The sequence below is a fragment of the Psychrobacter sp. 1U1 genome (assembly GCF_051847535.1).
Classification (GTDB): domain Bacteria; phylum Pseudomonadota; class Gammaproteobacteria; order Pseudomonadales; family Moraxellaceae; genus Psychrobacter; species Psychrobacter saeujeotis.
In genome coordinates, this window is record NZ_JBPYDD010000001.1 from 193,921 (window position 1) to 217,912 (window position 23,992).

19 protein-coding genes are annotated in these 23,992 nt (G+C 41.1%); 11 read left to right on the top strand and 8 right to left on the bottom strand.

What is annotated here, in order from left to right:
- The first annotated feature begins 800 nt into the window (after positions 1–800).
- From ACS8FB_RS00825 to dcd, 4 genes are all read left to right on the top strand, one after another.
- Positions 801–1,601, top strand: coding sequence for a 3-hydroxybutyrate dehydrogenase (locus ACS8FB_RS00825; protein ID WP_439260580.1), 801 nt, complete (start codon positions 801–803; stop codon positions 1,599–1,601).
- A 264-nt stretch (positions 1,602–1,865) separates the two neighbouring features.
- The gene (gene mgtE / locus ACS8FB_RS00830) at positions 1,866–3,215 is read left to right on the top strand and encodes a magnesium transporter (RefSeq protein ID WP_439260581.1); all 1,350 of its coding nucleotides are present in this window, start codon (positions 1,866–1,868) and stop codon (positions 3,213–3,215) included.
- A gap of 244 nt (positions 3,216–3,459) precedes the next feature.
- Positions 3,460–4,677: an iron-sulfur cluster carrier protein ApbC gene (apbC, locus tag ACS8FB_RS00835; RefSeq protein ID WP_439260582.1), complete on the top strand. Its 1,218-nt coding sequence runs from the start codon at positions 3,460–3,462 to the stop codon at positions 4,675–4,677.
- Between the two features lie 117 nt (positions 4,678–4,794).
- Positions 4,795–5,370 carry a dCTP deaminase gene (gene dcd, locus ACS8FB_RS00840; protein ID WP_058369435.1) on the top strand — a complete coding sequence of 192 codons (576 nt, stop codon included), beginning with the start codon at positions 4,795–4,797 and terminating at the stop codon, positions 5,368–5,370.
- Between the two features lie 78 nt (positions 5,371–5,448).
- Here dcd and ACS8FB_RS00845 read toward each other — a convergent pair whose 3' ends face one another.
- The 6 genes from ACS8FB_RS00845 to ACS8FB_RS00870 all read right to left on the bottom strand — a co-directional run bounded on the left by ACS8FB_RS00845 (position 5,449) and on the right by ACS8FB_RS00870 (position 11,805).
- Positions 5,449–5,886: a ClpXP protease specificity-enhancing factor gene (locus tag ACS8FB_RS00845; RefSeq protein WP_439260583.1), complete on the bottom strand. Its 438-nt coding sequence runs from the start codon at positions 5,884–5,886 to the stop codon at positions 5,449–5,451.
- A 137-nt stretch (positions 5,887–6,023) separates the two neighbouring features.
- A complete protein-coding gene (locus ACS8FB_RS00850; RefSeq protein WP_439260584.1) occupies positions 6,024–6,638 on the bottom strand; it encodes a glutathione S-transferase N-terminal domain-containing protein in 615 nt (204 codons plus the stop codon).
- Between the two features lie 227 nt (positions 6,639–6,865).
- Complete coding sequence (locus tag ACS8FB_RS00855) at positions 6,866–7,582, bottom strand: cytochrome c1 (RefSeq protein ID WP_299216576.1); 717 nt, start codon at positions 7,580–7,582, stop codon at positions 6,866–6,868.
- On the bottom strand, positions 7,582–8,787 hold the full coding sequence (locus tag ACS8FB_RS00860; RefSeq protein ID WP_299217979.1) for a cytochrome b: 1,206 nt from the start codon (positions 8,785–8,787) through the stop codon (positions 7,582–7,584). The genes ACS8FB_RS00855 and ACS8FB_RS00860 overlap by 1 nt, the downstream gene beginning before the upstream one ends.
- A gap of 22 nt (positions 8,788–8,809) precedes the next feature.
- A complete protein-coding gene (petA, locus tag ACS8FB_RS00865; protein ID WP_439260585.1) occupies positions 8,810–9,394 on the bottom strand; it encodes a ubiquinol-cytochrome c reductase iron-sulfur subunit in 585 nt (194 codons plus the stop codon).
- A gap of 464 nt (positions 9,395–9,858) precedes the next feature.
- Entirely contained in the window at positions 9,859–11,805 is a 1,947-nt protein-coding gene (locus ACS8FB_RS00870) for an ATP-binding cassette domain-containing protein (protein WP_439260586.1), read from the bottom strand.
- A gap of 250 nt (positions 11,806–12,055) precedes the next feature.
- Between ACS8FB_RS00870 and ACS8FB_RS00875 the strand changes: the two genes are divergently transcribed.
- From ACS8FB_RS00875 to ACS8FB_RS00885, 3 genes are all read left to right on the top strand, one after another.
- On the top strand, positions 12,056–12,325 hold the full coding sequence (locus tag ACS8FB_RS00875; protein WP_439260587.1) for a SlyX family protein: 270 nt from the start codon (positions 12,056–12,058) through the stop codon (positions 12,323–12,325).
- A 228-nt stretch (positions 12,326–12,553) separates the two neighbouring features.
- Positions 12,554–13,927, top strand: coding sequence for a hypothetical protein (locus ACS8FB_RS00880; RefSeq protein WP_439260588.1), 1,374 nt, complete (start codon positions 12,554–12,556; stop codon positions 13,925–13,927).
- A gap of 402 nt (positions 13,928–14,329) precedes the next feature.
- Positions 14,330–15,754: an outer membrane protein transport protein gene (locus ACS8FB_RS00885; protein WP_439260589.1), complete on the top strand. Its 1,425-nt coding sequence runs from the start codon at positions 14,330–14,332 to the stop codon at positions 15,752–15,754.
- A gap of 332 nt (positions 15,755–16,086) precedes the next feature.
- On the opposite strand, the gene putP is transcribed toward ACS8FB_RS00885, so the two are convergent.
- Together putP and ACS8FB_RS00895 are read right to left on the bottom strand one after the other, a co-directional pair.
- Entirely contained in the window at positions 16,087–17,586 is a 1,500-nt protein-coding gene (gene putP / locus ACS8FB_RS00890; protein WP_439260590.1) for a sodium/proline symporter PutP, read from the bottom strand.
- Between the two features lie 780 nt (positions 17,587–18,366).
- Positions 18,367–19,239, bottom strand: coding sequence for a LysR family transcriptional regulator (locus ACS8FB_RS00895; protein WP_299216559.1), 873 nt, complete (start codon positions 19,237–19,239; stop codon positions 18,367–18,369).
- Positions 19,240–19,569: 330 nt separating this feature from the next.
- Between ACS8FB_RS00895 and leuC the strand changes: the two genes are divergently transcribed.
- From leuC to leuB, 4 genes are all read left to right on the top strand, one after another.
- Entirely contained in the window at positions 19,570–20,988 is a 1,419-nt protein-coding gene (leuC, locus tag ACS8FB_RS00900; protein WP_439260591.1) for a 3-isopropylmalate dehydratase large subunit, read from the top strand.
- 153 nt (positions 20,989–21,141) lie between these two features.
- The gene (gene leuD / locus ACS8FB_RS00905) at positions 21,142–21,792 is read left to right on the top strand and encodes a 3-isopropylmalate dehydratase small subunit (protein ID WP_439260592.1); all 651 of its coding nucleotides are present in this window, start codon (positions 21,142–21,144) and stop codon (positions 21,790–21,792) included.
- Positions 21,793–21,926: 134 nt separating this feature from the next.
- Positions 21,927–22,652: a hypothetical protein gene (locus ACS8FB_RS00910; protein WP_439260593.1), complete on the top strand. Its 726-nt coding sequence runs from the start codon at positions 21,927–21,929 to the stop codon at positions 22,650–22,652.
- 110 nt (positions 22,653–22,762) lie between these two features.
- Positions 22,763–23,866: a 3-isopropylmalate dehydrogenase gene (leuB, locus tag ACS8FB_RS00915; RefSeq protein WP_439260594.1), complete on the top strand. Its 1,104-nt coding sequence runs from the start codon at positions 22,763–22,765 to the stop codon at positions 23,864–23,866.
- The last annotated feature ends 126 nt before the right edge of the window (positions 23,867–23,992 follow it).

Here is a 23,992-nt window from a genome sequence, read left to right on the forward strand (position 1 = left end):
CAGAACAAAAAGCCTTGTAACTTTATCCCGATGGCTCTATAAGGCTATTAAGATAGGGTTATTAAGGCTTTTTTCTATTAATATCATAGTGATAATATAAGCTGATCATTCACAGGGATAGTTAAGCAATTCATATTTTAATCTTTAGTTCAAATTTATAGTTGACATTCAATGCATATCACTCTATAAATAATATTCAATTATAACCAACAGCCCATTGTTGTCACTTTGCTTTTAATGTGTGACAGCAACGTCATGGCGCTGCTCCAGTACCAATTCAGCATCTAACTCTTTATCGATAACCTGTGTAATATCGCAATCTATTGTATATCCTCATCTATTACACATAGCTCTACTGGCAACACTATCCGTATCAAATGAGCGAGCGTATTTTCTAGCGCTAGCGGTTATCTATTTTATATCGACTGGCTATAATATTGATTATCAATATCTATGCTCGTTTTTCTGAGTTGATACCATTATTACCTATCAAAAAACATTCAATAAGTACGATCAAGAACCATCATTAACAACAAAAAATTTCTACAATTCGTTATCTCCTCTTCCTAATAACAGCATTCAAAAGGCTGTTGTTTATTCAAGACCACGTAATACGAGACACTTCATAATGCGTGTTAACCCTAAGTAATAGGGTCAGAACGCTACAAAAACTGTGCAACGGAACTGCGCATAGCTTATCACTGAGCTACAAAAACAGTGAGTGCGTGCTTAGTTAAAGGCTTGCTACAACTGTAGCGTTTCGCCATTACTATTATACCCACCCATAATAAGGACAAACTATGGTGACTCAAGTACAACAAGATTTGACAGGCAAGGTAGCCTTAATCACTGGTGCAGCTGCTGGTATTGGGCGTGACATTGCTGAGACTTATGCAAAAGCTGGTGCTCTGATCGGCGTCGCTGACGTTAATCTTGAAGGCGCTCAAGAAACAGTCGATATGATTACCAAAGCTGGCGGTAAAGCGCTGGCAATCAATATGGATGTCAGATCTGAAGATGCTGTCAACAGTGGTACCAAACAGCTTGTCGATACCTTTGGTGGTATTGATATTTTGGTCTCAAACGCAGGTATTCAGCTTATTAATCCGATTAATAAAATGAGTTTCGACAACTGGAAAAACCTGTTAGCTATCCATCTAGATGGTGGTTTTTTAACCACTAAAGCGGCTGTAGAATATATGTATAAAGACAATAAAGGTGGCACGATTATCTATATCGGTTCAATTCATGCTCATGATGCGTCACTTTTTAAAGCACCTTACATTACTGCAAAGCACGGATTACTAGGTTTGTGCCGCGCCATTGCCAAAGAAGGTGCTCCGCATAATGTACGCTCGCATATGATTTCTCCAGGCTTTGTCAGAACGGCAATGGTTAATGAGCAAATACCACTACAGGCTACTGCAAAAGGTATCAGTGAAGAGGCTGTGATCAACGATATCTTACTTGCGAATACGCTTAATAAAGAGTTTACGACTATCGAAGATGTGTCGCAAACGGCACTGTTTTTGGCCGCTTTTCCAACCAATGTATTTACCGGTCAGTCTATCAATGCCAGTCATGGTTGGTGCATGAGATAAGTTTTTACTCCCATCATTTATAAGAATATTTATAAATAAGAAAATAATTTTTAGATTACCACAAAGCCAGTACTATTGGCATTGTGGTTTTTTTGTTCATCCAAAACCAGTTTATTCATACCAATACGAATTTGAATTGACTATCGCTTGCTAATAAAAAATCAATCCATTAACATCTTGTCTTCTATTGACTTGAGCCAATGATGTTGACTCTTTTTTATTATTGTTTGCTGCACCGCTTAAAGGTCGCTCGGAGTAAGAATAATGAATAACAAAGATGTTGTAGAGACCTTAGCAAAGACATTAAGCTGTGCTACTGAACAACACGAATTTGAGCAGTCAGTCAATCAATTACAAGACTTGCGCCCCATCGATATTGCTGATGTGCTCGCACTTATGGAGTCTAAACTTGCTTGGCAATTATTAGAACGCCTATCTAATCGCTCCACCATTTTTTCTTATTTAGAGCCTGATGTTCAAGTTGCTATGGCGCATGAGTTTCCTCGGAATATCATGGCGACATTGGTAGGGGAGATGCCTGCTGATGAACGCACTGACTTATATAAACATTTAAACCAAGATCAGCGTGATGCTTTACTTCCAGCACTGGCACAGGCGCAGCGTGAAGATATTCGTAAACTGTCCGCTTATGAAGAGCGCACGGCTGGTGCTTTGATGACATCAGACTATGCTACTTTGAGTGCTCAGATGACGGTTGCCGAAGCTTTGCATGCTCTACGTTTGGAAGCACCGGATGCTGAGACCATCTACCACACCTACGTAATTGACGACGAACGTAGGTTAATGGGGGTAGTGTCATTACGAGTATTGATTTTAGCGTCGCCTAATCAGGCTATTGCAGACATGATGATGAGTACTGTGGTGTCCTGTCATGTCGATGACGATCAAGAAGTAGTGGCTAAAACCATTGCACGATATGACTTGATTGCCCTGCCAATCATCGATAATAGTGGTGCTTTGGTAGGCATTGTTACCCATGATGATGCAATGGACGTTGCAAGTGATGAAGCCACTGATGACTTTCATAAGTCAGGCGGCATCTCAACTATGGTAGGCAAGCTCAAAGATGTTAGCATTCGGGTGCTATATCGTAAGCGCGTGTTTTGGTTGGTGTTTTTAGTATTTGGGAACTTACTATCAGGATTAAGCATCTCAAATTTTGAAGAGGTCATTGCAGCCAATCTGGTATTGGTGTTTTTCTTGCCATTACTGGTAGATAGTGGTGGTAACGCCGGATCGCAGTCTGCGACCTTAATGGTGCGCGCTCTAGCGACTGGAGATGTGGTCATGCGAGACTGGTTTTCACTACTGGCCCGAGAAGCTCTGGTCGCGCTCATGCTTGGTGCTACGATGGCAGTGGCTATCTCTATCATCGGTTACATACGCGGTGATGCTGTGGTATCACTAGTGCTTGCGCTTAGTATGATGTCCGTGGTTATGATCGGCTGTGTGATTGGTATGAGCCTTCCTTTTGTGCTCAATAAACTAGGGTTTGACCCTGCTACTGCGAGTGCACCTTTGATTACCTCAGTGTGTGACGCCTCAGGTGTGCTGATCTACCTCTTTATTGCTTCACAATTTTTGTCCATTTAACAAGGTAAATATAGATACCACAATCATCGACACCAGTATTTAAGTTAAAAGGCAGAAAAAACAGATTGTACAGGGCCTTGTGCGATTAGCGTTGTGGTTTTTTTATCCTTGTAATTGAGCTACACTGTCACGATAAAAGGTTTGGCTAAAAAGCTCATAGACTATCTGGTTTTTCATATTTATAGCATTGTTAACTGAGCTCTTTTACCATGTCCACCCACTTTTATAGGCAGTAATAGTAGCTATGTTTAACTTTATAAAAAAAATAACGTCAGAAAAACCTGAGACTCCCAAGCAACAGGCAGAACGTGATAGTGCAGTAGATAAAGTACTACTGGGCTATGAAGTAGGTACTGTTAGCATTGCTACCATGATAACAGGGCTTGAGCGCAGCGGTAACCAGCTAACCTTAGACTTACGGTTGCCACAAGATAGTGATCCTGAAACCATTCAGCAAGAGCTTGGACAACTGCTGCATCCGCATGGTATCCAAACGATCCATATGAATGTGCGCCTGCCTGCACCAGCAAAAGGTGACGGAGCAAGCTTACCGAAACAGATGCCAAAGACGACCGATGCAATGGCTAAGCAAGATAAGTCAAGCGTACAGTCACATACAGACAGCGAACCACCCATAACGAAAGCGGCGCCAACTCAAGCTTCACTAGCAGCACATCCGCGTATTCGACATATTATCGTAGTAGCGTCAGGCAAAGGCGGCGTCGGTAAATCAACCACCACCGTTAATATTGCCTTGGCTTTAAAAGAGCTTGGTAACCGTGTTGGTGTGCTTGATGCTGATATTTATGGGCCTAGTATGCCAACGATGCTGGGCGTTGCTGATGTAAAACCGCAACTAGAAAATGAGCAGTTTGTTCCTGTTGACGCGCATGGCTTAGCGATGCTATCTATAGGTAGCTTACTTGATAGTGATAATACACCTGTCGCTTGGCGCGGACCAAAAGCCACGGGTGCGCTCATGCAGCTATATAACCAAACCAACTGGCCACAGCTAGACTATTTGGTCATTGATATGCCGCCAGGTACGGGTGATATTCAGCTGACGCTTGCACAGCGTATTCCGGTGACTGGCGCAGTGATTGTAACGACGCCGCAGCATATTGCCTTACTTGACGCGCAAAAAGGTGTTGAGATGTTCAACAAAACCAGTATTCCAGTACTTGGTGTGGTTGAAAATATGGCATTGCATACTTGTAGCAACTGTCATCATACCGAAGCCATCTTTGGTATTGGAGGCGGTGAGCTTATCGCTGAGCAATATCACGTGCCGCTATTAGGTCAGCTGCCACTCGCCAGCGGTATTCGTGCGCAAGTGGATAAAGGTGAGCCAAGCGTTTTAGCTAATGATGAGTTCGCATCCTATTATCTGAACATTGCTAAGAACATTGAAGCCAATATTAGTAAGTTTGCTAAACCTGTCGATGATAAGCGTATATTTTAACCGACAATTAACTTAAGTAGGTTTAAAAAAGCCAGCTTAAGCAATTTTGTGATTACTCTATAAATTGATCTATCAATTCCGTATAATCGTCGCTATTAAAAATTTTGAGGAATAACAATGTCTATCAAGTCTGACCGCTGGATTCGTAAAATGGCTGAAGAACATGGTATGATCGAGCCATATGAGGCGGGTCAAGTACGCTTTAATGATGCAGGTGAGCGTCTGGTTAGTTACGGTACTTCAAGCTATGGTTATGACGTGCGCTGTGCACCTGAATTTAAGGTCTTTACTAACGTCCATTCGGTAGTCGTTGACCCTAAAAATTTCGATGAAAAAAGCTTTATCGACATTGTTGGTGATGAGTGTATTATTCCGCCAAATTCTTTTGCATTAGCACGTACGATGGAATATTTTCGTATTCCACGTGATGTATTGACTATATGTCTTGGTAAATCGACTTATGCACGCTGCGGTATCATCGTCAACGTGACGCCGCTTGAGCCTGAGTGGGAAGGGCACGTCACTTTAGAGTTTAGTAATACTACCAATTTACCTGCACGTATTTATGCGGGGGAAGGTGTGGCACAAATGTTGTTTTTCCAAAGTGATGCAGATGATGTCTGCGAGACCAGCTATAAAGATCGTGGCGGTAAATATCAAGGTCAGCGCGGTGTGACATTACCGAGAACTTGATTGAGGTTGTAAAACTTTAAATAGACAATAAAAAAGCTGGGCGTATTTAATACGCCCAGCTTTTTTATTGTCTATTTACTATTTTAAGACTTTCAAACCCGCTTTATTATCACGTTTTGGCTTGGACTCGGTAGCTGTGCTCTTTTTAGACGTACCTACAGAGTCTTCTTCAGGATCATAATTTTCATATTCGCTCGGGTCAAAAAACATACCTTGTGAGTTTTCTTTGGCATAGATACCCATGACGGCAGGTAGTGGCACCCAAATCTCTTGCGATACTCCGCCAAAACGTGCACTAAAGTGAATATAATCATTCTCCATACTCATATTACCAGTAGCGCGGCTAGCGATATTAAGCACGATACGGCCATCCTGTACGTGTTCGGTTGGTATTTGCACGTTTTTGGCAGTGGCATCAACCATTAAATATGGTGTCAGGGCGTTGTCCTCTATCCATTGATATAGCGCACGCACCATATAGGGACGAGTTGGGGTAATAGACGTGGTTTCGCTCATCTGATGGTTTCCTATATTTTTTGGTTTTTGATTAATAAAGTAATTTTATATGGCTTTTAGCTAACGGATAAGGATAAACTTACTTAGCTTATACTGGGTCAGTTGCTATTCTAGGACAGCTATATAAAGTTATCTAATTAGCGAACACTTTTTTGAAAGCTATTACGCTCAAAAAGCCGCGTTTGATAGTCTAGTAAAGGACGACTAATCGCACGTGGTAGCTCGATACCCATCTCGTCAAGTCGCCATAATAAAGGCGCCAACAGCACATCACACCATCCAAATTCATCTGACATAAAGTATGATTTATGAGCAAATAGTGGTGATAGGGTAATTAATGAATCGGTCAGCTGTTTTTTTGCTGAGGCTGCTTGCGTTTTGTTAAAGCTATCTGGATGTTTAAGCAAGCGTTTACCAAGCACTAACCAATCATGTTGAATACGCCATGCTAACTGACGAAACTGCGCACGTTCTTGAGGCGTATCAGGCAACAGTTTATTTGCATGATAACGCTCTTCTAAATACTCAAAAATCACGTTTATCTCATATAGTGAGATTTCGCGCTGCTGTAACACAGGCAATGTATGATAAGGGTTCAGTTCAGTAAGGTCTTCAGGGCGCTCTGAGTGTAGACGTGACAAATAATAATCAAGCTTTTTTTCTTCAAGCAACAGGCGTACCACATGACTGTCGTAGCCATCATCAGCATATAAAATCAGCTGACTACTCGGAATGTCATTCGCATCAATCATGAGAGCCTAATGTTAATAGTTGAGGGTGTCATCGTAAACAAAGTTACCCTGTTTATCAAGGTAGCGTGCGTAAACATTATATACTGGTAGAGTTTATGTGGTCACAGCAAGTCTATTTTATTTCTAAGATAGATTTTATTCAACTTTAAAACAATGCAAAAAAGGCACTACCTAAGTAGTGCCTAGTTTATACTGAATTTCTACATCTTTAACATCTACTTATATTATTATTTTACGTCTTTCCAAAACTCTTTATTAAGCAAGTAAACTGGAATGAGTAGTACCAATAAGAATAAGATGACAAAAAAACCAATTACTTGACGGTCATGACGGGCAGGTTCAGCCATCCATGCCATAAAATTCACCAAGTCACCGACTTCAGATTCGAATTCTTCAGCACTTAACTCTTCTTGCATATTATGCAATACATGAGGCATGGCCGCATTTGCCAGTACTAAGTTGTTAGCCCCCCAAGGACGGCTAGGATCTTCATAAAACGATAGTAAGTATGTATAAACCCAATCATCACCACGCAGTCTGGTTTCAAGCGTTAAATCTGGTGGTGCAGCACCAAACCATGACGCTTGAATCTCAGGATCAATTTCAGCATTGATATGATCACCGATTTGGTCAGTGGTTACCATCAAGTACTTTTCTACAAGTTCAGGCGGTATTTCAAGATCTTTAGCAATACGTGAATGACGAACGTACTGTGCAGAATGACACCCTGCACAGTAGTTCATAAATATTTTTGCACCGTTTTGTAGCGAGCCCTTATTGGTAAAATCAATAGGTGCTGTACTACAGGCTAAGTGTTCTTCAACGCCTTCGGCATTGACAAAAGTCCCGCATCCGCCGCCGCCTGCTGCCAGTGCCGTACCAGCAGTCAAGGTCAATGCCGCGCCTAAGCCTAAACCTGTTAAGGATTTTGTTAGCGTGTTCATTAGTGACCTCCGGTAACACGTTCTGGTGGCTGTTTACACTTCTCGATAGCAGTGTAAATCGGCATCAACAAGAAAAACAAGAAATACAAGATTGTAAAGACACGGGCCATGATAGTTGCAGTTGGTGTCGCAGGCGTAGCACCTAAATAACCCAGTACAATGAAGCTAATAGCAAACACAGTTAATGCAATCTTAGACAAGATACCTTTATAACGTATAGAGCGTACTGGTGATCTATCAAGCCATGGTATTAAGAATAGCACGGCAATTGCACCACCCATTGCAATAACACCGCCAAGTTTATTTGGAACAGCACGTAAGATTGCATAAAAGGGCGTGTAATACCATACAGGTGCAATATGTTCAGGTGTTTTTAGTGAATTCGCTGTTTCAAAGTTTGGTGGCTCTAGGAAGAAACCGCCGCCTTCTGGGAAAAAGAACACTACAGCAAAGAAACAGATAAAGAAGACAACAATACCGATCATGTCATGCACGGTGTAATAAGGATGGAACTCAATACCATCTAATGGTACACCATTTTTATCTTTAAGCTTTTTAATATCGATACCGTCTGGGTTGTTTGAACCCACATGATGCAAGGCAACGATATGCATAAAGACTAATCCCACAAGTACTAGAGGAATAGCAACGACGTGTAGCGCAAAGAAACGGTTTAACGTGATACCTGAGATAATATAATCACCACGAACCCATTCAGCAAGGCCATCACCAATCACAGGAAGCGCGGCAGGAAGGTTTAAGATAACCTGTGCACCCCAAAATGACATGTTGCCCCAAGGCAGTAGGTAACCGAAGAAACCTTCAGCCATCAACGCCAAATAAATCCCCATCCCGATCAGCCAAATAAGCTCACGAGGCTTTTGGTATGAACCATAAAGCAAGGCACGGAACATATGCAAGTAGACTACAACGAAGAAGGCTGAAGCACCAGTCGAATGCATATAGCGAATAAGCCAACCGCCTTTCACATCACGCATGATATATTCAACAGACGCAAACGCGCCTTCAGCACTTGGGTTGTACATCATCGTAAGCCAAATACCGGTCACCAATTGGTTGACCAATACCACCATTGACAATACGCCAAAAAAGTACCAAAAGTTAAAATTCTTTGGCGCATAGTACTTTGACATGTGGTATTCATAGGTTTCGGTCGCAGGAAAGCGTGCGTCCACCCAATGCATTAACTTTTTACCCATACTCATGTTAAGCCTCCCCAACCGTCAAGATAGTACCATCCATACTATATTCTGGGATGGGTAAGTTAAGCGGTGCCGGAACGCCACTATAGACACGACCCGCTAGGTCGTATTTAGAACCGTGACAAGGACAGAAAAACCCACCATACCAGTCATTGCCACCTAAGTCGGCTGCACCAACGTCAGGACGATAGTTCGGTGCACAGCCCAAATGCGTACAAACGCCTTCTACCACCAGTATACCCGGTTCAAGAGAGCGAGTAGGATTGACACAGTATTCAGGTTGTAGCGATGCACTAGAATCAGGGTCAGATAACAGCGGTTTTACTGATTCAAGCGTACCTATCATGTCTTCAGTGCGCTTAACCACAAAAATAGGTTTGCCACGATATTTGACGACGATCATTTGTCCATCTTCGATAGAACTGATGTCTTGAGTAACTGCCGCTCCGGCAGCTTCTGCTTTAGCACTTGGGGTCCAAGAACGAACAAAAGGTGTTGCTACAGCAGCTACCCCAGCTGCACCAATTGCGGCAGTCGAGGCAATAAGAACTCTACGACGTTGTACATTAACGCCTTCGGCTTGGCTCATTAATACTTCCTCCAGGTGAATGAAATGGGATTATCCCACACTGGGTTTGTGACTTAGAAATTTACAATACAAATATATAAGCCACGTTAGCTGTGCCTAATTTTGCTAATTGTTGCTATTCTAAGCTATTTTGGTCATAAAATAAATTAATGTGTCAAAAATAAAACGACTCTGACAACACATTGTTTATAGCTATAGTCTTATGAAAAAGTCACAGCCAAATCAAAGCTGAAACCTTATTATATTAAAATCCGATTGCAATAATCACCTTAAAATTAATAAGGATATTCAAAGACCAAGAATGATACTCGAAATTAGGGCAATGTTCACTAACTTTCCATAGATTTACTATCATTTGGTTCACCTAAACATATTCCAAACCTGCTTATCTATGATTTGTTACTATGGTCTATTCATAAACCTAGGTAAGTTGCTTTTGTAGACTGATCTAATTTAACAATGCTCTAATTGTTTTCGAGGGCTTCCCAACGTTCAAGCATATTCATCATCTCATCTTCGATCACTAATAAGCGCTCGCTTGCAACGGTTGCAGCGTCGAAGTCTTCGGTGAACCATGAACCATCCGCTAGTTTCTCTTGTAATTGAGTTTGTTCTTGCTCAAGAGTAGCAATCTGTTTTGGTAGGTTATCAAGCTCACGCTGCTCATTAAAATTTAATTTTTTAGCTGTTTTTTTAGGTTTGTTTTCCGCTGCTGACTTATTGGTAGATTTGGTATTTTCAGAGGCTTTATTTGCAGATTTGGCCGCATGAGCAGCTTGAACACGTTTTTTCTGTATCAAATATTCTTGATAACCACCTACATACTCTTTAACCATACCTTTGCCATTTTCGTCTTGGTCAAATACCCAAGTAGAGGTGACCACGTTGTCCATAAACGAGCGATCATGGCTGATAAGGAGAATGGTACCGTTAAAACTGCTGACCGATTCTTCTAATAGCTCAAGGGTTGCCATATCTAGGTCGTTGGTTGGCTCATCAAGCACTAGGATATTGGCAGGTTTTAGCAGTTGTTTGGCCAGTAAGACACGATTACGCTCACCACCTGATAGAGCTTTAACCGGGGTACGTGCACGCTCAGGCGCAAATAAGAAATCTTGTAAATAACTCATGATGTGGGTTTTACGACCACCAACTTCGATAAAGTCTGAGCCTTCTGATACATTTTGAGCGACAGTTGCTTCAAGATCCAGCTGATCTCGTAGTTGATCAAAAAAAGCGATTTGCAAATTTGTCCCAAGCTCAACGCTACCAGTCTTGGTTACCTCATCATCAGACATGTCGAGTAGGGCTTTAATAAGTGTGGTTTTGCCTGCACCATTTGGACCTATAATGCCGATTTTATCACCGCGCATAATAGTGGTTGTAAAATTATCAACCAACACATTACCGTCATACTCTAGATGCAGGTTTTTAACCTTACAGACCAGCTTGCCACTTTTTTCACCTTTACCCATAGTAATGTTAACATTACCAACTTGCTCACGGCGTGCGCTACGCTCTTCACGTAATGCTTTTAATTCACGAACGCGGCCTTCATTACGGGTACGACGTGCTTTAATGCCTTGACGAATCCATACTTCTTCTTGCGCCAGTTTTTTATCAAAATTGGCATTGTTCTTTTCTTCTGCTAGTAACTGCTGCTCTTTAAGTTCTTGATAACGGGCATAACCTTTTGCGCCCTGAGTCACGTCATAGCTTGTCAGCTGCCCGCGGTCGAGCTCTACAATGCGAGTCGCAAGCTTATCAACGAATGCTCTATCGTGAGTGACAAACAGTAGAGTTAGGCCTTGCCAGTCGAGCAAGAAGCGCTCTAACCACTCAATACTATCAACGTCTAAATGGTTGGTCGGCTCATCTAATAAGAGCATATCAGGCTTGGTCACTAATGCCCGCGCCAGTAACACACGGCGCTTACGACCACCAGATAAAGAGGATAAATCATCTTCAGGATCAAGCCCCATCGTTGTAATTAACCGTCTTGCTTCGCGCTCTAGATCCCAGCCATGCACAGCGTCGATATCATGTTGCAACGTTGCCATACGCTCGCACGCATCCATATCGCCATTTGCGCATAGGTCAGTTTGCTGATTGTATTTAATCAGTAAATCAGCGGTATGGCGGCTACCACCCATGACGATGTCGAGTATTTTACCACTGGTTTCAGGTACATCTTGCTCAAGCATCGCTACGCTTGCACTACCATTGATGATGATTTCACCACTATCAGGCTGTAAAGAGCCGTTGATGAGTTTGAATAAAGTAGATTTACCTTCACCATTGCGGCCGATCAAACAGACGCGCTCACCTTCATTAATGCTAAAATCAATACCATCGAGGACAGGGGCGACGCCAAAGGCGAGATGAATATTTTTTAAATGTATCAGTGCCATAAATTATCTTAAGCTTATATATAGTGATAAAAACAATGAGTGGACAATAGAGGTTTAAAGAATATTGCCAAATTGTTAACAGTATAACATGCTGCTAGATGACTTTAGTGTAAGCAAGGACTTTTTATCACCTCTATTATGATTAAAATTTTAGTAAGATGGTTTTGATTCCTGTGTTAATGCTTTGTTCCCTATAAATGACCTATAATATAAGCTCCATGCTACAAATAATTATGACAATGAGATAAGTATGAAGACAGCATCAAAGAATAATGCAAACCAAAAAGATCATGCAATAGAACTATCTGAACTACAAACACAAATGGTCGATCTACAAATGAGCATGGCGCATCTTGAATTGACTGTAGAGCGACTTGATGAGGTAATTGCTCGTCAAGACCAGCATATTCATACGTTACAGCGTCAGCTCCAACTGGTCTATAAGCAAGTAGAAAGCCAGAGGACTGACGACGGCATTGCACCATTCGATGTAATAGCAGATAGACCACCGCATTACTAGCGCGTATAGCTATAACTAGCTATAAAAACAGATCAAGTTCTCTAAACTATTATATTCATCTATATACATAAAAACACTCTTTTATGACTATTTAGTCATAAAAGAGAAATAATATTTTTTTCAGTTGTTTTAGTGTGCCAAAAACTTTACTATCTTTGACTTCGGATACTGCTTACTTGTCTACATAGGACAAAGTAGTAAAACAATGCGGACGTTTGGAGATAGACAATGCGCGCAATTTTTCATTTAAAAACTCTCACAGTAGCTGTTGCAGCTCTTTCTATCGCTAGCGTTGCTAGCGCTGCTGGTCTTGATCGCTCAGGTCAAGATATTACTGCATTTTTACAAGATGGCACTTATGCAGAAACCGTCTATACCTATATTAATGCTGATGTCACAGGCTATGACAATGCAGTGGTACGCTCTAATGATGAAAGCTATGTACAAGGCAGAAAAATAGATGATATCGCGGAATCCTACGACTTTTTTCGGTATGGTGTAAAAACCGACATCAATGACACCTTTAGTATTGGCGTGTTATACGACGAGCCATTTGGTGCTGCTGCTCTTTACAGTGGTGACAACAACTTTGTTTCAATCGACGATGCCGATACGATTGTTGCAGGTGGATCAGGAGGAGACATTCCGAATGTTGCAACACTCAATGGTGCAATCGCTCAGGCTAAAGGCGCTCTAGCTAATCCAAATATACCAGACGCTGCTAAGCCAGATATAGCAGAAGGGCTGGCTCAACTAGAAATTCTAAAAGGAGCAGCAGATGCAGCAGGTGAGGCGACCAATGTTGAAGTACGTAGCCACAGCCTAACGGGTATATTGGGCATGAAGCTTGGTCAAAACAAAAACTTCCAAGTGTATGGTGGCCCAGTTGCACAGCGCATAGAAGCTAATGTAAAGCTACGTGGTGCTGCTTATGGTCCAGCTTCGGGCTATACTGCGAATATCAACCCTAGCCAAGATTATGGTTGGTTAGCTGGAGCTTCATACAGCAAGCCTGAAATTGCTTTAAAAGCTGCTCTGACTTATCGATCTGAGATTGATCACAAAACCCAGATTGGCGAAAGTTTTGATGTAGGCGTTGGTAATTCAATTGAAATTACCACACCAAAATCAGTCAATTTAGACTTCCAAACAGGTGTTAATCCAACGACACTGGCGACTGCAAAAGTGCGCTGGGTACCTTGGGATGACTTTGCAATTACACCACCAAACTACAATGAAGTTAGTAAAACTCTGACTGGAGATGACAAAGGTTTAGATTTAGTCAGCTATGATGATGAGCAATGGGTTGTTGAGCTTGGATTGGCCAAACGCCTAACACCAGCTCTAGCAGTTAGTGGTACAGTTGGCTGGGATAGCGGAGCAGGTGACCCAGTCACGTCTTTAGGTCCTATCGAAGGCTACTATAGTGCAGGTCTTGGTGCCAAATACAATGTCACCGAAAATTGGGCAGTATCAGCAGGCGGTAAATATTTATGGTTTGGTGATGCAAAAGGTAAGACACCAACCCAAGATATCGTCAGCAACTTTGAAGACAACGACGGTTATGTACTAGGGGTTAAAGTTTCTTACCAAGCGCAATAGTGCTAAGAATTGCACGTCTATCTCGATGCAGCAATAGTCATCTAATGTTTATTGTTTAATGATAAAAAAGCGATCCAATAAGGGTCGCTTTTTTATTGGTTTTTTTAGATTAAACTTATTTATTAAAAGCGTTCTTGACAGTATAAATTTGGTTGACAAGAAGTTGGTATGCATAAGTTATTCGGTTAGAAAAATATTAATAATATTCGCTTAAGTGCATAATAATAATTAAGAACTGTCCAGTCATATTTAAGAAATAAAGTGCTTTAAGTGTTGTCTTAGTGTGAGAAAGCCATTACTATTCAAATTAGGAGACCGTTTAAATAATAGGTATGGAAGGAGATTATCCTGACCTACTGATTATAGTGACGGTAAAACAACGAGGACGTTTGGAGATATATAATGCGCACTACCTTTCATTTAAAAACACTTGCGGTAGCAATCGCAACGCTTTCTGTAGCCAGCGTAACAAGCGCTGCTGGCCTTGATCGCTCGGGTCAAGATGTCACAGCTTTCTTCCAAGATGGCGTTTATGCCGAAGCTGTCTATACTTACATTGATGCTGACGTTAGTGGTAGAGATAGCGCAAATAATGTGCCTAGCAGTAATACTTATGTTGAAGGTGGTGACACTGGTGATATTGCTGAATCTTATGATTTTTTCCGTTATGGCGTAAAAGCAGATATCAATGATACCTTTAGTATCGGTCTTTTATATGATGAGCCATTTGGTGCTGCTGCTGAATATACTGGTGATAGTAATTTCGTTTCAAAAGGCGATATTAATGCTTCTATCACTGAGTTATCAGGTGGTCAAGTCAATGCTCAAACTATTGCTCCTACAATACAAGCTTTGACGAATCAAGCTGCACAAGAGCCTAACGAAGAAACAAGAAACGCAATTGTACAACAAATAGAAGATCTTACTCTTGTGGGTGCAATTGCACAAGCTGAGGCAGGTAATGCAGGTGAAAATACCAATGTAGAGGTTCGTAGCCAAAGCTTAACAGGACTTCTAGGTATGAAGTTTGGTGCTAATAAAGAGTTCCAAGTGTATGGTGGTCCAGTTGTTCAGCGTATCGAATCTGAAGTAAAACTGCGCGGACTGGCTTATGGCCCAGCGACTGGTTATACCTCAAACAGTAACCCTGACATGGATTATGGTTGGATCGCAGGTATGTCATATAGCAAACCTGAAATTGCTCTAAAAGCGGCACTGACGTATCGTTCTGAGATTGACCATGATATGAATATAGCCGAAACATATCCGCTAGCTGGCTTTCTAGCTGGTGATCCTGCCGCAGCCAATCGAAGCAGTAAATATGAAATCACAACTCCTGAATCAGTCAATTTTGATTTCCAAACCGGTATCAATCCAACGACTTTAGCCACAGCAAAAGTGCGCTGGGTACCTTGGGGTGATTTTAAAATAACACCGCCATTATATAATGAAGTCAGTAAAAACAACGAACTGTATGCAGAAGATGGTTTAAACTTAGTTGATTATGATGATGATCAATGGCAGGTAGAGCTGGGCTTGGCTAAGCGTTTAGCACCTGCGTTAGCCGTTAGTGGAACAGTTGGCTGGGATAGCGGTGCTGGAGATCCAACGACATCATTAGGTCCTATCGAAGGCTACTATAGTGTGGGTCTAGGCGCTAAGTATAATGTCACTCCAGAATGGGCCGTCTCAGCTGGTGGAAAATACTTATGGTTCGGTGATGCGCAAGGTGCACTACCAACTGACAAAATCGTTGCTGACTTTGACGACAATGACGGTTATATCGTTGGTGTGAAGCTATCATACCAAGCGAAACAAGATTTTTAATCTAAATTTAAAAAGTCTAATCTGTAATTCTTACCGTGTTACATAAAAAAAGCGATCCATAACGGATCGCTTTTTTATGGCTATTATTAACGTGTCGATTTTATTTCGGACTTACTATAGAACTTATAACTGTCAAATAATATCTATCGCTTGCTCCAACAAACCATATAACATCATTAAATAAATTTCATGCTTGTCGTATAGGTCAAGCTACATTTTTAATTCGCTAAAATGGCTTATGTAAGGTAAGTCATTACCGATAAAAAGCTGAAAACAAAAAACCTCGCCAATAGTGACGAGGTTTTTTTATAGCGATAGGACAGTTTATAAGCTTACTTGTTTAAGTTTAGCTCCATCTCTTTATATTTTGCAGATACTGAAGGTCTTGGACCACCAGTCATAATACTAACTGCAAAGATAGCAATGGTACTTAAGATAAAGCCTGGGACAATTGCATATAACCAGCTATTTAATGCCATACCATTCATCTCGAATGGACCATAGACCCATAAAATAACTGTCAATGCACCAATAACCATACCAGCAACGGCACCATTACGGTTCATACCGCGCCATGTAAGACTAAAGATAACCAACGGTCCAAACGCAGCACCGAATCCTGCCCAAGCATTAGAAACCAAGTTCAATACCGAGCTATCTGGATCAGACGCTAGGAAAATAGCAACTACAGCGACGATAATAACTGAGATACGACCGACCAATACTTGACGGGCTTCTGGTGCATCTTTGTCAAAGAATAATTTATAGACATCTTTTGTTAGTGAGCTTGATACCACCAATAGCTGAGATGAGATAGTACTCATAATAGCAGCTAAAATAGCAGCCAATAAGAAACCTGACACCAATGGATGGAATAAAAACTGCGTAAATACTAAGAAAATAGTCTCGGGGTCATCGAGAGTCATAGCAGTTTTTTGTACATAAGCACGGCCAGCAAAACCAGTCATCAATGAACCAATAAGACTAACGACCATCCAGCTCATACCAATATTACGTGCTGTCGGTACATCTTTAACTGAACGAATAGCCATAAAACGTACAATAATATGGGGTTGACCAAAATAACCAAGCCCCCATGCCATCAAGGAGATGATACCAATAACAGTCATACCACTAGTAACATTTAGCAGATTTGTATCAATATTTCCAACCGCCTGTGTAGTAGCTGAAATGCCACCAAGATCGGTAAAGGCAACGATCGGCACGATGACCATCGCAAATAACATGATGATACCTTGCACAAAGTCAGTCATTGAAACTGCTAAGAAACCACCAAATAAGGTGTAGGCGACAACAACACCAGCCGTTACCCAAAGTCCCATGCTATAAGATAAATTGAGTGAGCTCTCAAAAAGCTTACCACCGCCAACTAAGCTTGCAGCAGTATAAACGGTAAAGAACAAGATGATAACCAATGCTGATATGACACGTAGCATGTGCGACTTGTCTTCAAAGCGATTGGCAAAATAGTCGGGTAGAGTAATTGCATTGTCAGCAACTTCGGTATAAACGCGTAGACGCGGGGCGACGATAATATAGTTCAATAAGGCACCAAGTGTTAAACCAAGTGCAATCCAGACACTGACCACACCGTCGGCATACATATACCCAGGTAGACCTAGTAATAGCCAACCTGACATGTCTGATGCGCCTGCTGATAAGGCTGTGACAGCAGGGCCTAGGTTACGGCCACCGAGCATATAGCCTTCAGTATCGTTTGCTTGTTTAAAGTAGGCGTAAATGCCAATCCCAATCATTACCAAAAAATAGGCGCCAAGTGATATTAGTACGCCACTAGAAATCCCATTCATATAAACTGTCCTTAACCAACATTGTTGGTTTTAATTATATTCAACTATAAAATATTATGATCAAAAGATAAAAGATGATGTATAAAGACAAAAAAAGCCATTAAGTAGAACAAAATGGCTTTTTGCTTATATAGTCAATCCTATATAAAAACGATACAGTGAGATGAAAAGCTGTTCTTCGCAGCATTTGTCTGCGTAGGCACAACAAGCAAGAAAAACAACTTTTCATTGAGCGGCTTGATAGCCATGTATCTGATTTATTTGGATTCATCTATAGTCAGTACTTACTTATAGTTTTATATGATTGATACTGTTTTTACCGATAACATCGCATTATCAACCATCAATTAAATTACCTATTTTAAGTCGTTTTAATCAATCGTTATGGACAAAATCAATCATTTAAAACTGTCAATCCTGCATATTAGCTATATTATTCGTTTAGAATAAAATATGTAGAATTTAGTAAATATTAAACATAAAGCACCATTATTAAGAACTATACCAATAATAGCTATGATCAATAAATCGCTTATTAAGATAAACGATTAACAAAACAAGTATATTGGCTATCGTAACTTACTAAAAATATTCAATAGGTAATTATCAGTGCTGTTATGGTAACTATATGTTATCAAAATTAACTTAAGCGTATTATAACGTATAGAGATTATAATTGCGAACCACTGCTTTTTATGTGGGCCGTTAACTACCAAATAACATTATTTGGTAGATTTATTTGCTGACTGTATTGGTAGCTATGTTCAGTAGGCCACATTACTAATCGATAGGAGCAAGCAATTCTAACAGTGCCTCAACGCTACTTGAGCGTGTAAGCTTTGGATTGATAACGACGCCTAGATAGCGCTGTAGCTCGATATTATCGGCCATATTAATACGTTCTAAATCTTGACTGATTAACGTTTGCGGTAATACAGACCATCCAAGTCCCACTGATACTAACATGCGAATGGATTCTAGAGGGTTGGTACTCATTGTCGCATAAGGTTTTAAATTGTGTTTGGCGAACTCAGCTAAAGTAATTTGACTGGTAAAAGTATTAGCAGAGGGCAGAATAGCAGGATAATGAGCCAACTGCTCTAAAGTTACATTGGTTTTTGTGGCTAATGGCGACAGCGTACCTGTCATAAAATATAATGGATCTGACCACAATGTATGATAGGTTAGACGCTTATCATAAACAGGTGGTAACGTCAAAAAAGCCAAAGATAAATTGCCATCAAGAACCGCTTTGTGCGCTTCTTCTGAATCCACAAAATGGACTTCGAGCTGTACAGCAGGATAACTTTGGATAAAATCTTTTAGCACTGGTGCAAGATGATGCAAACCAATATGATGACTGGTACCGATGACCAACTTGCCAGAGACCATTTGCTTAGAGTGTTGCAAGTTTATTTTAAAATTTTCATAATCTTCTAACCAGCGTTTGGCATGTGGTAGCATCTCACTTGCTGCTTGAGTCGGTACGATACCTCGACCTACTGTATCAAAAAGGACGATATTGAACTCGTCCTCTAGGTTTTTGATACGTTTACTGACAGCAGGTTGAGTGATAAATAGCTTTTCTGCTGCGCCTGAGATGCTACCTGTTTGCATAACAGTCACAAACGTCGTCAAATTAGTGGTATTCACACCGATGTCCTTAGCTTCAAAATAAGCTATAAATAAAAGTTGGCTTGTCTATTCGTTATATATTAGAAATAAAAGTTTGTGAATAGATAAAAATCATCAATTATTATTATAGAATTAGGCTGCTATAATCACAAGGTATCAAAGTACTTTTTGATGTTTTTATTTTAATCGCTTGGTAACTTGTCGATGAACGACGTCCGAATAAAATAACCGTTATCAAAGTAACCTTAAGAAAGAGCAAAGAGCTTTATGCGGCCAAAAACGTTTAGCATGCGCTAGATACAGTGGTATTTCATCATAGACAATTAGCAATTAACAAAGGATAGCAACATGGCCGGTCACACGTTATACGACAAACTTTGGAATGCGCATGAAGTCACACAGCGCGATGATGGTTCGAGCTTAATTTATATCGATCGTCATTTATTGCATGAGGTAACAAGTCCGCAGGCATTTGAAGGGTTGGAGCTTGCTAATCGTACCCCATGGCGTTTGTCGGCTAACATTGCTAGTCCTGATCATAACGTACCTACAGTGGTCAAAGAGCGACTTGAAGGAGTCTTTGGTATCAAAGACAAGGTGTCGCGTTTGCAGGTTGTAACTTTAGATGATAACTGCGCTAAATTCGATATTGCTGAATTCACCATTAACGATACTCGTCAGGGTATTTTGCACGTGGTTGGTCCTGAACAAGGCTTGGTACTTCCAGGCATGACGGTAGTGTGTGGTGATTCGCATACTGCAACCCATGGTGCGCTTGGTTGTCTTGCTCATGGCATCGGTACCTCTGAGGTAGAGCATGTGCTTGCAACCCAGTGTTTAATCACCAAAAAAATGAAAAACATGCAAATCCGCGTGAATGGTGAACTTGGTGCTGGCGTGACCTCAAAAGATGTGGTACTTGCCATTATTGCCAAGATCGGGACTGCTGGTGGCAACGGTCATGCTATTGAGTTTGCAGGCAAAGTATTTGAAGATATGAGTATGGAGGGGCGCATGACTGTCTGCAATATGGCAATTGAGGCAGGCGCACGCGTGGGTATGGTAGCTGTAGATGACACAACGATTGATTATGTTAAAGGTCGTCCTTATGCGCCAACTGATGAGCAGTGGGAGCAAGCAGAGGCTTACTGGCGTACATTGTTTTCGGACGACGATGCCAAGTTTGATACGATTATAGAGATTGATGGTAGTCAGATTGCCCCGCAAGTGTCTTGGGGCACATCGCCTGAGATGGTCGTTGATATTACTCAGTCGGTACCCACACCTGATCAGGCTGCTGATGAGACGCAGCAAGAGGGTTGGTTACGTGCTTATACCTATATGGGGTTGCAGGCAGGTCAGCCGATTACTGATATCCAACTTGATCGGGTCTTCATAGGCTCTTGTACCAACTCACGTATAGAGGATTTGCGGGACGCAGCAGCAGTGATTAAGGGTCGTAAAATTGCAGATACGATCAAAGAAGCCATCGTAGTAGCAGGCTCTGGACAAGTAAAACGACAAGCCGAAGCCGAAGGGTTAAACACGCTATTTACTGATGCAGGTTTTGAGTGGCGAGAGCCAGGTTGTTCAATGTGCCTTGCGATGAATGCAGACAAGCTTGAACCAGAAGAGCACTGTGCTTCGACGTCTAACCGTAACTTTGAAGGTCGTCAAGGTACTGGCGGACGTACGCATTTGGTCAGTCCTGCGATGGCCGCCGCCGCTGCATTGGCTGGTCACTTTGTGGATGTACGTACTTTTTAGTTGATAGACAATTGCGTTGTTTAAGCTGCGCATCCGTCACAACGCGTCTGATACTGATTGTATAAAACTATTTATTTATGTCGATAATACATCATGGGTTGATTTTGCCAATCAGTATCTACCAACACTACTGAGAATACGATAGGAACTATTATGCAAGCTTATAATACTCAAACGGGTATCGTCTGTCCGCTAGATCGCGCAAACGTCGATACCGATCAAATTATCCCTAAACAGTTTTTGAAGTCTATTAAGCGTACTGGTTTTGGCGTCAACTTATTCGATGACTGGCGTTATTTAGATGAAGGCTACCCAGGTCAGGACAACAGCACGCGTCCAATAAATCCAGAGTTTGTACTAAATCAGCCACGCTATCAAGATGCCGTTATTTTACTTGCCCGCAAGAATTTTGGCTGTGGCTCTAGCCGTGAGCATGCGCCTTGGGCGTTGTCTGAGTATGGTTTTCGTACGGTCATTGCCCCAAGTTTTGCTGATATTTTTTATAATAATTGCTTTAAAAATGGCATGCTTCCCATTATTTTGGAGGAAGCAATTGTCGATAAGTTAATGAAAGAAACTTTGAAAAATGAAGGTTATGAGTTAAGCGTAGATTTAGAGAGACAAGTCGTTATTGATCCAACTGAACAAGAATACTGTTTTGAAGTTGACGATTTTCGTAAGCATTGTCTATTAAATGGACTAGATGATATTGGGCTTACTCTACAGCAAAGTGATGCGATTAATGCGTACGAACAGCAAATGCAACAAAAGACGCCGTGGATATTCAATCAAGTCAAAGCATAAAGTTAAGTTTTTAATGTTATATAAATTGATGTTTAATAAAAATGAATTGGTCAATAATACAACGTTGAGTTATCGTAACAAAATGACTAGAATGAAAGGTAATTTGTTATCACTATGAAATAGTAGTCATCATTATGAATAAAAAACGTATTGCTATATTTACCAGTCTTTCTATCGCAACAAGCTTGCTATTGTCGGGTTGTCAGCTACTAACAGGCTATCAGAAAATAGATGATGCAGAAAGCGCTGACAAGTGGGCAGGGAAAATCAAACCGATTGCTGGAGAAGTAAACATCGCTTGTGCGGGTACTTATCATTGTGAAATTATGCAAATCGACCAAACTGCGGTTATCGCGCCAGATACACATCAACCAGTAGATCATAAGCTGTTAAGTGTGTTTGATACGGATGATAAAGTTGTTAAGCGTACACAAAATGTGCTATTTACACCATTAAAGAATCAGCACTCTGTCAAGGTTGTACCGTTATCAGCTTCTGGTATGGCTGGGATGATAAACTATTATGCGCGAGTTAAGCCTGCAAAACGTGAAGTGCATATAAATTTTTATCCTGAAAATAATATGGGTTATATTGAGCGTTTTGCTATGATCCATGAGTTTATAGAGCCAGACACTTATCTACTCCGTGCTTACCGTAAAGAATCTAGCCAAGATACGGGCAGTTTATTAGACACAGCCTCGCCCAATCCTTTATGTATTGATCTTATTCAAAACGATAGTATCAAGCGTCAGTTTTGTAAACAGATGAATAACGAAAGTCAGGGTGAGTTTGTAGAAACGAACGTGACAAACCAAATAAAGCAATCAGCACAAGCAACACAGTCAAAAGCTAAGGTGTAATATTGTATCTTTCGACCCATTAATTTGATGTCATATATCATGGACATAGATCGGTTAAAGCAACATTAGACGCTTGTCTCTTCTTTTTTTATCTATCAACAAGGATTAGTATGGCAACGATTTTAACATTAGCTGGTGACGGCATTGGTCCTGAAATTATGACCCAAGCCATCGATGTACTACAAGCCGTCAACAAAAAGTTTAAATTAAACTTGACTCTTGAGTCTGGGTTGATTGGTGGAACAGCTATTGATGCAACTGGTGAACCCTTGCCAGAAGAAACACTTAGCCAAGCACGTGCAGCGGACGCCGTATTGTTAGGTGCAGTTGGTGGGCCCAAATGGGACACCATCGAACGCAGTAAACGTCCTGAGCGTGGTCTGCTAAAAATCCGTAGTGAGCTTGGTTTATTTGCCAACTTACGTGTTGCTAAGCTTTATCCGCAATTGGCGAATGCCTCTAGTATTAAGGCTGAAATTATCTCAGGCCTAGACTTATTAATCGTTCGTGAGCTAACGGGTGGTATCTATTTTGGTGAACCGCGCGGCATTCGTACTTTGGATAATGGTGAACAGCAAGGCTATAACACCATGGTCTATAAAACCAGCGAGATTGAGCGTATCGGTAAGGTGGCTTTTGATTTGGCGCAAGTTCGTGCTAAAGCAAGTGATAAACCTGCAAAAATCTGTTCGGTAGACAAAGCAAACGTTTTAGAAGTCACTGAGCTTTGGAAAGAAACCATGACTAAAATGCAAGAATCTCAGTATTCTGACGTTGCACTTAGTCATATGTATGCAGATAATGCTTGTATGCAGCTGATTCGTGATCCAAAGCAGTTCGATGTTATGGTAACGGGCAACATGTTTGGCGATATTTTATCTGATGAAGCGGCTATGCTAACAGGCTCTATTGGCATGTTGCCGTCCGCCAGTCTTGATGAAAAGGGTAAAGGGATGTACGAGCCTTGCCATGGTTCTGCACCCGATATCGCTGGACAAGATAAAGCCAATCCATTAGCCACCATACTCTCTGTCGCTATGATGCTACGCTATACTTTTAAGCAAGAACAAGCTGCCCAAGCGATTGAACAGGCAGTGAGTGATGTTCTTGATGACGGCTTACGTACAGTTGATATCTTAGACAGTAGTGAAGCTGATTTACGACAAGTAGGGTGTCAAGAGATGGGTCAGGCAGTATTGGCAAAGCTTGTATAAATAAATCTATACGAATATAATAATAGACATTAGTATTTGTTTTACAAAAAGTCTTAAAGATAGTTTGCCCGTAAATTGCTCAGCAGTTTGCGGGTTTTTTATGATTAATAATACTTAGATCATAGC

Excerpts from the sequence above, each read along its gene's own strand:
- ACS8FB_RS00885 (WP_439260589.1), top strand. The coding sequence starts at position 14,330 with ATGCGCACTACCTTTCATTTAAAAACACTTGCGGTAGCAATCGCAACG.
- petA (WP_439260585.1), bottom strand. The coding sequence starts at position 9,394 with ATGAGCCAAGCCGAAGGCGTTAATGTACAACGTCGTAGAGTTCTTATT.
- leuB (WP_439260594.1), top strand. The coding sequence starts at position 22,763 with ATGGCAACGATTTTAACATTAGCTGGTGACGGCATTGGTCCTGAAATT.
- apbC (WP_439260582.1), top strand. The coding sequence starts at position 3,460 with ATGTTTAACTTTATAAAAAAAATAACGTCAGAAAAACCTGAGACTCCC.
- ACS8FB_RS00845 (WP_439260583.1), bottom strand. The coding sequence starts at position 5,886 with ATGAGCGAAACCACGTCTATTACCCCAACTCGTCCCTATATGGTGCGT.
- ACS8FB_RS00880 (WP_439260588.1), top strand. The coding sequence starts at position 12,554 with ATGCGCGCAATTTTTCATTTAAAAACTCTCACAGTAGCTGTTGCAGCT.
- ACS8FB_RS00910 (WP_439260593.1), top strand. The coding sequence starts at position 21,927 with ATGAATAAAAAACGTATTGCTATATTTACCAGTCTTTCTATCGCAACA.
- ACS8FB_RS00825 (WP_439260580.1), top strand. The coding sequence starts at position 801 with ATGGTGACTCAAGTACAACAAGATTTGACAGGCAAGGTAGCCTTAATC.
- leuC (WP_439260591.1), top strand. The coding sequence starts at position 19,570 with ATGGCCGGTCACACGTTATACGACAAACTTTGGAATGCGCATGAAGTC.
- ACS8FB_RS00860 (WP_299217979.1), bottom strand. The coding sequence starts at position 8,787 with ATGCATTGGGTGGACGCACGCTTTCCTGCGACCGAAACCTATGAATAC.
- ACS8FB_RS00855 (WP_299216576.1), bottom strand. The coding sequence starts at position 7,582 with ATGAACACGCTAACAAAATCCTTAACAGGTTTAGGCTTAGGCGCGGCA.
- ACS8FB_RS00870 (WP_439260586.1), bottom strand. The coding sequence starts at position 11,805 with ATGGCACTGATACATTTAAAAAATATTCATCTCGCCTTTGGCGTCGCC.
- ACS8FB_RS00875 (WP_439260587.1), top strand. The coding sequence starts at position 12,056 with ATGAAGACAGCATCAAAGAATAATGCAAACCAAAAAGATCATGCAATA.
- dcd (WP_058369435.1), top strand. The coding sequence starts at position 4,795 with ATGTCTATCAAGTCTGACCGCTGGATTCGTAAAATGGCTGAAGAACAT.
- leuD (WP_439260592.1), top strand. The coding sequence starts at position 21,142 with ATGCAAGCTTATAATACTCAAACGGGTATCGTCTGTCCGCTAGATCGC.
- mgtE (WP_439260581.1), top strand. The coding sequence starts at position 1,866 with ATGAATAACAAAGATGTTGTAGAGACCTTAGCAAAGACATTAAGCTGT.
- putP (WP_439260590.1), bottom strand. The coding sequence starts at position 17,586 with ATGAATGGGATTTCTAGTGGCGTACTAATATCACTTGGCGCCTATTTT.
- ACS8FB_RS00850 (WP_439260584.1), bottom strand. The coding sequence starts at position 6,638 with ATGATTGATGCGAATGACATTCCGAGTAGTCAGCTGATTTTATATGCT.